This window comes from Aminobacter sp. P4_H6_2 (assembly GCF_056400805.1).
In genome coordinates this window covers 1-7,795 of sequence record NZ_JBFUKO010000234.1, presented here as the reverse complement: position 1 = coordinate 7,795, position 7,795 = coordinate 1, and the positions used below count along the sequence as shown (strand labels likewise).

Sequence of the window (7,795 nt, the reverse complement as noted above, 5' to 3'; positions counted from 1 at the left end):
GACCTATCCAGTCGAAGTCGCTGGCGTCGGCTACAAGCCGCTTTACGATCCGGACAATCTCAAGCCGCGGAGCTGAGGCTGCAGCGTAGCGACAGCACTTCGCAACATTGTGAATGAAAAGCCCGGCTTTCTGGCCGGGCTTTTCTTTTGAAACAAACGATTCTCGCTTACCCTTCAAAAATGTCGTCTGCGGCCAAAGCTCTTCTTGCAGGCAGCGCCGCGCTGGCGCTGGTGTTTGGGCTGGTGCCTCAATCCCGCGCGGTCGAGCAAGTCGATGTCGAGCTTGTGCTTGCGGTCGACGTCTCGCTTTCCATGTCGCCTGACGAACTTGAAATCCAGCGCCACGGCTATGCCGCAGCACTCACCGATGAACGTGTGTTGGCGGCGATTGCCCAAGGCGCCTATGGCAAGATCGCAGTCACCTATGTCGAGTGGGCCGGAGCGACGTCGCAGATCGTGGTGGTGCCCTGGACGGTGATCGCCAATCGCGCCGATGCCGAACGGGTCGTGAACCAGCTCTCGGCCAAGCCGCCCAACAGCGCCCGACGCACGTCGATCTCCAGCGCGATCGAATTCGGCAGCGACTTGTTTGCCGAAAGTACCTTCCGCGGTGTGAAACAGGTGATCGACATTTCCGGCGACGGACCAAACAACCAGGGACCGCCTGTCGATCTCGTGCGGGATGCCGCGGTTGCCCAAGGCATAACCGTCAATGGCCTGCCGCTGATGACCAATGGCGGATTCGGCAACGCTTATGATGTCGAGCATCTCGACCGCTACTACGCCGATTGYGTCATTGGCGGGCCGGGCGCCTTCATGATCCCGGTCAACGAGTGGTCGCAGTTCCCCGAAGCGATCCGGCGCAAGCTGGTGATGGAACTTGCCGGCCCCACTTCACGCCAGTGGGCGGCCGAGGAGGCTGCCCATCCACCTGTCGTTCTTGCCCAGGCGCAACCGAAATATGATTGCCTGGCCGGCGAAAAGCTGTGGCGCGATCGATCCTGGCTTTGGGACAGCCGGTAAACCTGACTATTCACTCGAGCGCTATTGCGACCAGTGAATACTCTGCCCGGACTCAGGCCGCGATTAGCTGCTTGCGGTCGATGCGCTCCTGCTGTGGCGAGCGTRCATAAAGCTCGCGGTAGCATTTGGAAAAATGCGAGGCCGAGACGAAACCGCAGGCCACCGCCACCTCGACCACCGGCATCGACGACTGGATCAGCAGGTGGCGGGCACGGTCGAGCCTGATCTCGAGATAATAACGGGCAGGAGATCTCCCCATCTCGGTACGAAACAGGCGCTCGATCTGGCGGCGCGACAGGCCGACATGGTCGGCGATCTCGATCAGCGACAGCGGCTCCGACAGGTGCGCTTCCATCAGTTCGATGATCGTCAGCACCTTGGAGTTCTGCACGCCAAGGCGCGCGCGCAATGGCAGGCGCTGGCGGTCGGTCGGGCTGCGCACGCGATCCGTCAGAACCTGTTCGCAGATGCGGTTGACGAGATTGTCGTCGAAATCGTCGCCGATCAATTTCAACATCATGTCGAGGGCCGCGGTGCCGCCGGCGCAGGTGTAGATGTTCTGGTCGACCTCGAAGAGATCGGCATAGACATTGGCCTTGGGAAAGGCTTCCGAGAAGCCCGGCAGGTTTTCCCAATGGATGGCGCAGCGCTTGTTAGACAGTAGGCCGGCATTGGCCAGCACGTAAGCGCCGGTGCACAGCCCGCCAACGGCGACGCCGCGATTATATTCCTCGCGCAGCCAGGCAAAGACGGACTTGTTGGTGTAGGTCTCGACATTGATGCCGGTGCAGACGATGACCATCGAGGGGCGCTCCGGCCCCGCCATCTTCTTGCGCTCGTCTTCGAGCGAGGTGTTGACGGCGCATTCAACCTGGTTCGAAGCCCGCACCGGTTTGCCGTCAATGCTGGCGAGCCGCCATTTGTAGGCTTCGTAGCCGAGCATGCGATTGGCGATGCGTAGCGGGTCGAGTGCGGTCGCAAAGGCAACCATGGTGAAATCGGGTACAAGGAAGAACACAAGCGATCGTTTGATCGGATGTCTGATGGCGTTCAAGGAACCCTCGCGCTGGCCGGAAACGACGCGAACTCGATGTCGCGAATAGCACAGCGTCAACAGCAAATTCCCTTGCTGTCAATGGGGTTGCAGCTGTCGCTAAAATTAAAATTGCGACATGGTCGCTTGTGGCTGCCATTTTGCGACCGGGACGTGGGCCAAAAGCATATCGCCCTCCGGCCTACGCCGAAAGGCAGTCAGGGCTGGATTGGTGTCACGGATTGGCCGGGTTCAGCCGACGAGCATGCCCAACCGGTTGGCGGCCATAGCGGCCGTCTGGCCTGGCATCGTCTTGGCGAGACGCTGGCGTTCCAACGCGGTCGACAGCGAGGTATTGCGGCGTATGCCGAATAGGCGGGCGAAAATCTTCATGACACGTATCCATGCATCGTGGTTACACGGGGTGCCTTCGCGTTGTGGAGTGGGGCAGCTCGTTTGCTGATGCGCATATAGGGCTTGGCCGGGGGCCGGTATGCTGCAAATACGAAGCGGCACACCTTAAAAGCGACATGGCTTGCGGCAGTCGCCATTCGTTGTGTTGCGRCTCATTGTACATGTGGCTTGGCGCGCATTTGTCGCGTGGCGATGCGGAAGACCTGCCACGTCTGTCACGCGGCAGGTCCGGCATTCGCCTCGATCACGTTCAGACCGCCTCGCCACCATGACCGCGGCGATGGCCGGTCTTGGAATCGAAAGCCTCGGGCCAGCCGATGTCCTTTTGCAGTTCGAGCGGCAGCGCGCCGATCGAACGTTCGGCATGAAAGCGGGTGCGGGCGGCGTTGAACTGGCTGGCGATGCGCCCGATCGATGAAAGAATAGACATTGCGGTTTCCTTTTCCTGCTGGGCCGGTTCAAGGCCGGCTTGAGGTGCTCGCCCGTGGGCACCGCTGGTTTCAACCGTCTCGCGCAATCTTGCGCTTCTTCGGGCATTGTCGATGCAGGCCCCATGGCCGGTGCTTCGATGGTGTTGACTATCTCTCACGGATGAAGTTCAATCAAACGAAATGGAATGATGTGTTCGATCAGAAATATTGAAGGACTGCGGCCATGAACGCACCACTCAACCATCCCCTGCCGCTGCTCGACCTCGACGTGCTCCGCACCTTCGTGGCGATCGCCGAAACCGGCAGTTTCACCACGGCGGCGAACGCGGTGTTCCGCACGCCTTCGGCCGTGTCGATGCAGATCAAGAAGCTCGAGGACATTCTGGGCCGCTCGGTGTTCTTCCGCGACGCGCGCTCCGTGACGCTGACCACCGACGGTGAGATGCTTCTCGGTTATGCCCGCCGCATGCTGGCAATCAATCGTGAGGCGGTGTCGAAGTTCATCATTCCCGACATCGTCGGTGTGGTTCGACTGGGTTCGCCCGACGATTTTGGCGAACGTGTATTGCCGCATGTGCTCAAGCGATTTGCCCAGACCCATCCCTCGATCGCAGTCGATGTCATCATCGACCAGAGCAGCAATCTCAGGCGTCGCATGGACGACCGCGCGCTCGACATCACGCTGCTCACCAACGCCTGCAAGGCCAATGCGGCCGGGGCCGAGGTGCTGTTGACCGAGCCGATCGTCTGGGCTGGTGCCCGGGGCGGATGCGCGCATATGCGCGAGCCATTGCCGGTTTCGATCTGGGAAGAGGGCTGCGCCTGGCGGGCAGGGGCGCTCGAAGCACTCGGTCGCGACGGCCGTAACTACCGCGTCGCTTACATGAGTGCGCATACGGCTGGGCAACGCGCAGCGATCCTGTCCGATCTCGCCGTGGCACCGCTGCCGAAATCATTCCTCGGCGATGAACTGGTTGAACTAGGCACCAAGGACGGCATGCCGGAAATCGGCAACTACAGCCTGGCGATGATCGTGGCGCCTGAGGCCAGCGCACCGGTCAAGGCTGCTGCCGAGCACATTCGAGCGGCCTTCGAGACCTTCAACCTGACCGGCAGGTTCTGAGGTTACGCGCGTCGGTCATTGACGACACGTCGGCGACCTAACCGAGGCTAATGCCCTCCAAGGCGATGATCCTTGTGTTGGCGCAGCGTTCTCGGATTGCCTTGAGTCGGCTGTATTCTGGCGAACCGTACCAATCCATCAACGAGCCCATATCAGGGAACTCGAGGATGACGAGGCGGTGCGGTTCCCAATCGCCTTCCAGCACCTTGGTTAGCCCACCGCGTCCGAGATATCGTCCGCCGTACCGCTGTTCGGTGGCGGGCACTTCGCGCTTGTATTCCTCGAAGGTGGCGGCGTCGGTCACATCGACGTCTGCAATCAGATAGGCAGCCATGGCGCAACTCCCTGTGAGAATGATCAGGAAATCATACTCTTCTGTTCGCGTGGAGAGGAGTGCCGGTGACGGCTTGGACTAGCCCCGCACGGAAGTGGCTATCGAGCGATAGACTTTGACCATGAGCGATGGCGGTGGGTTCCAGTCGAGGTCGCGTTGGATCTCAGGCGGCAACGCATTCATGATACGGGCCGTCCGGCGCATGCTTCGCGCCTGCCGGAAGTGGGCGCCTATGCGTCCAAGCTCGTCGAAGAGAGGCATCTGGCCTTCCGTCACTTTGCCCTGAATTTGAGACTTAGCGGGTGCGCGGCGCCCATATCAGGGGCGAACGCATGCGCCGGTCGGCCGCGGCCGACCTGCCGGCGCTGCGTCGGCGAAAGCTGAGCAGACGGACCTTTTCGGCGAAGGTCATGCGCAACGCGCTTTCTGCCTGGCGAACTCGATTACGTTTGTTGCCGGAGCCAATGGGCCGACCGGCCAGCCGAGTTCGATCTGGATGTCGAGGGGCAGCTTGTTGATCAGCAGCGCCACGCGACCATATTTTTGGAGTTGACCCGGAGCGCTCGACCCATGCGGGGCCGCCGCCCCGTCGATCCAGCCGAGTTCGACCTGCAACTCGCGCGGCAGGCCGTTCATCATTTTCTCGATACGGCTGTCGCGGCAGGCATGCCGTAGCACGGCACCAAACTGATGGAACTCGCCAATGATGGACATGGTCGTCTCCTGAGGAGTAACGGGCCGGCAGCGCCACGCGAGACTGGATGCGCCACCGGCCAGGCAAAAGTTTACGCTCGATTCTGTTTCAGTTTGATATCGCATAGGCATCTTTCTGTTTCAGATGGCGCGCGATGTTGAAACATTCGTTGCAGTCAGCGGTCAGGCGACATGAGGATTGAGATCACCTGACGTCGCCTTCCGCGCTCTGGCGCAGGCCAGCCAATGTCCTTTTGGATTTCATGCGGCAGCCTGTTCAGCATGCGTTCCGACTGCGATGCGCGACGCGCCTTCTGGATGGCCGCACCATAGCGGCCGATCGTGCTGATGATCGACATTGTCGTCTCCTGTTCGTCCCACAGCGTCACGCGTCCCTTGGGAGCGAATGCTGCGGTGCTTTGAATCGGTGCTTGATCCATTTCAAAAATCTGTTCCGATTTTCGAGGCCATGCACGGCTGCCAACGCAGAGGCGAACCTCTAGCGGCGGCTGACAAGCGGAAACTAGTTCGGGATTGTTTCGTATCGATTTCGCTTCAGCAGCGATTTGCGGCGGAATGGTTGCGCAATGGAAACACACCCGATACGGGCATTCTAACACAAAAGCGCGTCGGCGAGGCACGGAATGCCTCGCCGATGCGTCAATTCTGCAATGGTCCGGTTAGTCGCGGGAGCGGCGCGCGGCGCGTTCCTCGCGCGAGCGGCGTCGAGGAGCATTGTCCGTTGGCTCGCCATCAGCGCTCGTCGCCTTGCGCGGTGGCAGCTTGACCGCAGCCGACAGCTTCGGGAACGGGTCGACCTTGTTGGGCAGCGCCATGGCGTCGATGAACAGCTGCTGGAAATGCGGTTCGAGCGCGGTCTCGATTTTTTCGATCCGGCCGACTTCCTGTTCGATCTCGCGGCGATGGTTGCGGTTGAGCAGCGCCATGAGCGCGCCGGTGCCCGCCGCATTGCCGACCGCCTTGACCTCGTCGAGATCGCAATCGGGGATCAGGCCGAGCACCATCGCGTATTTCGGATCGATGAACGAGCCGAAGGCGCCAGCGAAGCGGATCGTGTCGACAGTTTCGACGCCTTGCTTTTCCATCAAGAGCTTCACGCCGGCATAAAGGGCAGCCTTGGCAAGCTGGATCGCACGGACGTCATTTTGGGTGACGGTGATGCGCGGCTCGCCCTGGCGGCCTTCGCGCAGAAGGTAAGAGAAGGTGCGGCCGTTCTGGATGATGCGCGGGCTCTTCTCCATCAGCGCGCCGTCGATGACGCCGTCTTCAGTAATGATGCCTGAGAGATACATCTCGGCCACGACCTCGATGATGGCCGAGCCGCAAATGCCGGTGACGCCGGTGGTCCACGAGGCTTCGTCGAAGCCTTCTTCGTCCGACCATTTGTCGGTGCCGATGACGCGGTATTTCGGTTCCAGGGTTTCAGGATCGATACGCACGCGCTCGATGGCACCGGGTGCGGCGCGCTGGCCCGAGGAGATTTCGGCACCTTCGAAGGCCGGGCCGGTGGGGGAGGACGCGGCGACGACGCGCGTACTGTTGCCGAGGATGATCTCGGCATTGGTGCCGACATCGACAAGCAGCATCATCTTGTCCTGGCGATAGGGTCCTTCAGACAGCGTGGCACCGGCGGCGTCGGCGCCGACGTGGCCGGCGATGCAAGGCAGCGTGTAGAGACGCGCCCCGCGATTGACCTCGATGTCGATCTCATGCGCCCAGAATTGCAGCGCGCCCGATACGGCAAGGGCAAAGGGGGCCTGGCCGAGTTCGGTCGGGTCAATGCCAAGGAACAAATGGTGCATGATCGGGTTGGCGACGAAGACGCAGTCGAAAATGTCTTCGCGATGGGCCTGGCCTTCTTCGCAAACCTTGCCAATCAGCCCGTTGACCGCCTCGCGCACGGCCTTGGTCATGGCCTCACGGCCGTCCGGGTTCATCATGACATAGGACACACGGCTCATCAGATCTTCGCCGAAGCGGATCTGCGGGTTCGACGTGCCCGAGGACGCGGCAATGCGGCCCGACAGCAGCGACACCAGATGCATGGCGATGGTTGTCGAACCGATGTCGCAGGCGATGCCGTAGGCCTCATTCTTCAGCCCTGGATAAAGGCCGATGATGAAGGGGCGCGACGAATCCATGTCGCGGTGGACCACGGCAGTCACGCCCCATTTGCCCGGAGTGACTTCCGGTTGGTCGGGCAGCTTGGTGCGCAGGATCTTCTGGACCTGGGCGATGAGATGGGGCGCGACCAGCAGGTCTTTCCAGCCCCAGTCCTTTTCGAGCGCCACCTTCAGGCGGTCGAGGTCGCCGAGCGGCTTGTGCATGTCCGGCTCTTCCAACTCGACATAGCAGAGTTGGACGGCGGCGTTGCGCTCGATGACGCGGTCGGTGGCTGCCTTGCGCACGACCTGTGCGTTGATGACGGTGTCCTGCGGCACGTCGACAACAAGGTCGCCCTGGATCGTTGCCGAGCATGAAAGGCGGCGCCCATCAGGCAGGCCGCGCACGCGCTCGTAGCGCTCTTCCTTTGGCCCCTTGGGCGAGATGTGGTCGTTGGACGAGACGATCTTGTGCTTGGCGAAATTGCCTTCCTGCACCTCGATCTGGCAGCGGCCGCAGGTGGCGCGTCCACCGCACACGCTTTCGACATAGACGCCGAGCGTTCGCGCTGCATCAAGAAGAGGTGTTCCCACCGGGAACCGTCCGCGCTTGCCCGTGGG

General features: G+C 61.4%; 9 protein-coding genes and 1 pseudogene. 3 read left to right on the top strand and 7 right to left on the bottom strand.

Translation table 11 applies throughout. The features are described from left to right. Both AC1DUU_RS17085 and AC1DUU_RS17080 read left to right on the top strand, forming a co-directional pair. Positions 1-76, top strand: a pseudogene (locus tag AC1DUU_RS17085) (glycine cleavage T C-terminal barrel domain-containing protein); the annotation flags it as partial. A 104-nt stretch (positions 77-180) separates the two neighbouring features. Beyond that, a complete protein-coding gene (locus tag AC1DUU_RS17080; protein WP_476784599.1) occupies positions 181-1,023 on the top strand; it encodes a DUF1194 domain-containing protein in 843 nt (280 codons plus the stop codon). 52 nt (positions 1,024-1,075) lie between these two features. On the opposite strand, the gene AC1DUU_RS17075 is transcribed toward AC1DUU_RS17080, so the two are convergent. The 3 genes from AC1DUU_RS17075 to AC1DUU_RS17065 form a co-directional block, all read right to left on the bottom strand. After that, positions 1,076-2,014 (bottom strand): GlxA family transcriptional regulator, encoded by a 939-nt coding sequence (locus AC1DUU_RS17075; RefSeq protein ID WP_476784600.1) that lies wholly within the window; start codon positions 2,012-2,014, stop codon positions 1,076-1,078. 294 nt (positions 2,015-2,308) lie between these two features. Beyond that, positions 2,309-2,449, bottom strand: coding sequence for a hypothetical protein (locus tag AC1DUU_RS17070; protein WP_476784598.1), 141 nt, complete (start codon positions 2,447-2,449; stop codon positions 2,309-2,311). A 271-nt stretch (positions 2,450-2,720) separates the two neighbouring features. Further along, complete coding sequence (locus tag AC1DUU_RS17065) at positions 2,721-2,900, bottom strand: hypothetical protein (RefSeq protein WP_476784597.1); 180 nt, start codon at positions 2,898-2,900, stop codon at positions 2,721-2,723. Between the two features lie 224 nt (positions 2,901-3,124). Here AC1DUU_RS17065 and AC1DUU_RS17060 point away from each other — a divergent pair, with 224 nt between their 5' ends. After that, on the top strand, positions 3,125-4,024 hold the full coding sequence (locus AC1DUU_RS17060) for a LysR substrate-binding domain-containing protein (protein ID WP_476784596.1): 900 nt from the start codon (positions 3,125-3,127) through the stop codon (positions 4,022-4,024). A 37-nt stretch (positions 4,025-4,061) separates the two neighbouring features. Here AC1DUU_RS17060 and AC1DUU_RS17055 read toward each other — a convergent pair whose 3' ends face one another. The 4 genes from AC1DUU_RS17055 to AC1DUU_RS17040 all read right to left on the bottom strand — a co-directional run. Continuing rightward, positions 4,062-4,358 carry a DUF1330 domain-containing protein gene (locus AC1DUU_RS17055; protein WP_476784595.1) on the bottom strand — a complete coding sequence of 99 codons (297 nt, stop codon included), beginning with the start codon at positions 4,356-4,358 and terminating at the stop codon, positions 4,062-4,064. A gap of 408 nt (positions 4,359-4,766) precedes the next feature. Next, a complete protein-coding gene (locus AC1DUU_RS17050) occupies positions 4,767-5,072 on the bottom strand; it encodes a hypothetical protein (RefSeq protein ID WP_476784594.1) in 306 nt (101 codons plus the stop codon). 155 nt (positions 5,073-5,227) lie between these two features. Beyond that, positions 5,228-5,692: a hypothetical protein gene (locus AC1DUU_RS17045; RefSeq protein WP_476784593.1), complete on the bottom strand. Its 465-nt coding sequence runs from the start codon at positions 5,690-5,692 to the stop codon at positions 5,228-5,230. 39 nt (positions 5,693-5,731) lie between these two features. Continuing rightward, positions 5,732-7,795 (bottom strand): ASKHA domain-containing protein (locus tag AC1DUU_RS17040; protein ID WP_476784592.1); only part of this gene is annotated, 2,064 nt, incomplete at its 5' end.

What these genes read in the sequence shown, in the direction of transcription:
- AC1DUU_RS17065 (WP_476784597.1), bottom strand. Translation starts at nt 2,900, where the DNA reads ATGTCTATTCTTTCATCGATCGGGCGCATCGCCAGCCAGTTCAACGCC.
- AC1DUU_RS17060 (WP_476784596.1), top strand. Translation starts at nt 3,125, where the DNA reads ATGAACGCACCACTCAACCATCCCCTGCCGCTGCTCGACCTCGACGTG.
- AC1DUU_RS17070 (WP_476784598.1), bottom strand. Translation starts at nt 2,449, where the DNA reads ATGAAGATTTTCGCCCGCCTATTCGGCATACGCCGCAATACCTCGCTG.
- AC1DUU_RS17055 (WP_476784595.1), bottom strand. Translation starts at nt 4,358, where the DNA reads ATGGCTGCCTATCTGATTGCAGACGTCGATGTGACCGACGCCGCCACC.
- AC1DUU_RS17050 (WP_476784594.1), bottom strand. Translation starts at nt 5,072, where the DNA reads ATGTCCATCATTGGCGAGTTCCATCAGTTTGGTGCCGTGCTACGGCAT.